Raw genomic sequence first — 2,544 nt, forward strand, 5'->3', positions numbered from 1 at the left:
CCCGCCGCCACCGCCGCCGCCGCCTCCAGCGTCCAGCTGAGCGGTGTGCTGCGCGGCAGCAGCGGCCGCACCACGGTCTGGCTCAACCAGGTGCCGCAGTCCGACGGCGCCAAGGCAGGACCGGGGGCGGCGGTGTCGCTGCGCTTGTCGTCCGGCCGCCAGTTGATCCTGAAACCCGGCCAGAGCTTCGATCCCGCCCATGGCAGCGTGCAAGAAATTGGCCATTAGCCTACGCCGCCAGCGCGGCGCGGCGCTGTTGCTGCTGCTGGCCATGACCAGCGTCGGCGCGGCGACCTTGCTGGTGAGCGCGCTCAACCACGACAGCAACCAGCTGCGCCGCAACCAGCTGACGCTGGCGCGCATGGCGCAGGCGCGCGACGCGCTGGTGGGCTTTGCCGCCACCAACGGCCGCCTGCCGCGCCCGGCCACCTCGGCCGCCGACGGCCGCGAGGCGCTGGCGCCCTGCGCCACCGAGCAGGACTGCACCGGCTTCCTGCCCTGGGTCACGCTGGGCGTGGACGGCGCCGACGCCTGGGGCAAGCTGCTGCGCTACAGCGTCACGCCGGGCTACACCCAGGCGCCGGTGCTGCGCACCGCGCTGGTCGCCACCAAGACGGTGCAGGATCGCGCCAGCGACGGCGAGTTGTTTTACCGCGCCGGCCAGTCCAGCTGCGACCTCGGCGCGCCGTGCGCGCCGGCGGTGCTGCTGTCGCACGGCCGCAGCAATTTCGGCGTGTCGATGCTGGGCGTGGTGCAGCCCAATAGCGACGCCGGCAATATCGACGAACAACAAAACGCCAGCGCCAGCGTGCACTTCATCAGCCGCGCCGCCGGCACCGACGCCAACCGGCCCGGCGGCGCCTTCGACGACCTGGTGCTGAGCGTGCCGCAGGCATTCCTTTACCAACAAATGGCGGCGGCCCACCGCCTGCCTTGACGCCATGACGAAACCCCGACAATCCGGCTTTACGCTGGTCGAAATCGCGATCGTGCTGATCATCGTCGGCCTGATGGTCGGCGGCCTGCTGGCGCCGCTCGGCATGCAGCTGGAACAGCGCAAGATCTCGGAAACCCAGAAGGCGATGGAGGACGCGCGCGAGGCGCTGGTCGGCTACGCGCTGCGCAACGGCTACCTGCCCTGCCCGGCCATCTCGGCCAGCAACGGCCTGGAGGCGCGCAACGGCAGCCGCTGCGCCGGCGAGCGCCGCAGCGGCTACCTGCCGTGGGCCACGCTGGGCCTGGGCAAACTCGACAGCTGGAACCATTTGTTCCGCTACAGCGTCACGCCGGCCTTCAGCGACAGCGACACGCTGTTCAACCTGAGCACGCCGCGCGACATCACCGTCGCCACCCGCGACGGCAGCGGCCAGCTGGTGGCGGCCACCGCCGTCAACGACATCCCGGCGGTGATCGTCTCGCACGGCAAGAACGGCTTTGGCGGCAGCAACGAGCTGGGCGGGCTGATCGCCAACGGCGCCACCGGCAACACCGACGAACAGCTCAACGCCGGCTCGGACACCCAGTTCGTCAGCCGCTACGCCAGCGACCTCGCCAGCGCGCCGGGCGGCGCCTACGACGACATCGTGGTCTGGCTGTCGCCCAACATCCTGTTCAACCGCATGGTCGCGGTGCAGAAGATCCAATGACGGCGACGGCGCCGCTGCAACTACCGCGGGCCGCGCTGGTCATCGCCCGCTACACGCTGCTGGAGGCGCTGCGCAACCGGCTGCTGTGGCTGCTGGTGCTGGCGCTGGCGGCGGCCGTGTGCGCCGGCGGCTTCCTCGGCCAGCTGGCGTTGACCGAAAGCCGCCAACTGCAGGCGGCCCTGCTGGCGGCCGTGCTGCGGCTGGCGGCGGTGTTCCTGATCGCCACCTTCGTCATCAGCAGCATGGCGCGCGAAGCGGCCGACAAGGGCGGCGAACTGCTGCTGGCGCTGGCCCTGCCGCGCGCGGTCTACCTGCTGGGCAAGCTGGCCGGCTTCGCCGCGCTGGCGCTGCTGCCGGCGCTGCTGTTCGGCGCGGTGGCGCTGGCCTTCGCGCCCGTCGGCCAGGCGGCGCTGTGGGCCGTGTCTCTGCTGGGCGAATTGTGGATCGTGGCCGCCTTCAGCCTGCTGTGCTCGCTCACCCTGAACCAGACGCTGCCGGCGCTGAGCGCCGCCGGCGCCTTCTACCTGCTGGCGCGCGTGATCGGCACCCTGCAGCTGCTGGGCCATGCCGGCGCCGCCCAGGCCGACGCCGGCCAGCGCTGGCTGAGCCATGGCATCGACGCGCTGGCGCTGCTGCTGCCGCACCTGGACGCCTACACCCGCACCGAATGGCTGCTGTACCACACCGGCACGCTGGCCGACCTGGCCACGCTGGCGGCGCAGACCGCGCTGGCGGTGGGCCTGCTGACGGCCGCCGCGCTGTTCGACCTGTACCGGAAAAACCTGTGAACACGCCATCCCGCCCGCTGTCGTCGGTGCCGCCGGCCGTGCGCCTGCTGCTGGCGGCGGCGCTGGCCTTGCAGCTGGGCTGGCAAGCCGGCCGGCCGCCGGCGCAGGCG

At 72.0% G+C, this 2,544-nt stretch carries 4 protein-coding genes; all 4 read left to right on the plus strand.

The annotated features are described in order from the left end of the window. Window positions 1-228: hypothetical protein (locus V6M89_RS30290; protein WP_332856697.1), on the plus strand; the 228-nt coding region annotated here is incomplete at its 5' end. Next, window positions 218-937, plus strand: a complete 720-nt coding sequence (locus V6M89_RS30295) for a hypothetical protein (protein WP_332856698.1) — start codon at window positions 218-220, stop codon at window positions 935-937. The genes V6M89_RS30290 and V6M89_RS30295, both read left to right, overlap by 11 nt. Before the next feature lie 4 nt (window positions 938-941). Then, entirely contained in the window at window positions 942-1,646 is a 705-nt protein-coding gene (locus V6M89_RS30300) for a type II secretion system protein (RefSeq protein ID WP_332856699.1), read from the plus strand. Further along, window positions 1,643-2,434, plus strand: a complete 792-nt coding sequence (locus tag V6M89_RS30305) for an ABC transporter permease (protein ID WP_332856700.1) — start codon at window positions 1,643-1,645, stop codon at window positions 2,432-2,434. The genes V6M89_RS30300 and V6M89_RS30305 overlap by 4 nt, the downstream gene beginning before the upstream one ends. Window positions 2,435-2,544: the final 110 nt, after the last annotated feature.

Source organism: Duganella sp. S19_KUP01_CR8 (genome assembly GCF_036688705.1).
In the GTDB taxonomy this organism is placed as follows: domain Bacteria; phylum Pseudomonadota; class Gammaproteobacteria; order Burkholderiales; family Burkholderiaceae_D; genus Rugamonas.

Bases quoted from the DNA above. Each gene is read 5' to 3' on its own strand.
- V6M89_RS30305 (WP_332856700.1), top strand. From the start codon at position 1,643: ATGACGGCGACGGCGCCGCTGCAACTACCGCGGGCCGCGCTGGTCATC.
- V6M89_RS30300 (WP_332856699.1), top strand. From the start codon at position 942: ATGACGAAACCCCGACAATCCGGCTTTACGCTGGTCGAAATCGCGATC.